Source organism: Pseudomonas sp. 32_A (assembly GCF_017490905.1).
Lineage (GTDB): Bacteria > Pseudomonadota > Gammaproteobacteria > Pseudomonadales > Pseudomonadaceae > Aquipseudomonas > Aquipseudomonas inefficax.
The window spans coordinates 1-467 of record NZ_JAFGYI010000290.1 but is presented as its reverse complement, the minus strand read 5'-3'; the positions used below and the strand labels follow the sequence as shown (position 1 = coordinate 467).

Below are 467 nucleotides of genomic sequence, written 5' to 3'. Positions count from 1 at the left end.
CCGCAGCAGACCCTAATCCTAAAAACAGGTTAATTACACCACTCGAAATTAAAAACGGTGAAATTAATAATGATGGCAAAGGTAAAAGGGAAGACCATGAAGGAACAGTTAAGAAAGAAGAAAACACAGCTAGAGATGAAGTAAAAGGTGTAGCCGACAGAATAGATAGTGGAGCAAGAGCTGACAGAAAGGTTACAATGGGCAGAGCTACTGTACTACTAGATAGTGCTAAGAATGAAACAGATATCGATACTGAAGTGACCAATTCAGCTATCAATGCAGAACTAATGGAACTAAATCCCAATGAGACAGCTGCTTGACCCTCTACTAATGATGCAGCACCTATGTAAATTGAAGGTAAGGTAGAATAAAGCAAGCTTGCCCCTAATAAAGATAGGGCCGCAGCTGATGACGATAGAAATGAAAAAGAACCTGTCAATAAACTTGCGCCAGGAGAAACTAAAGAC

1 protein-coding gene is annotated in these 467 nt (G+C 40.0%); it reads left to right on the top strand.

The window, feature by feature from the left end:
- The coding region (locus tag J5M58_RS26735) for a hypothetical protein (RefSeq protein WP_207880382.1) at window positions 1-320 on the top strand (320 nt) is incomplete at its 5' end.
- Between the last annotated feature and the right edge of the window lie 147 nt (window positions 321-467).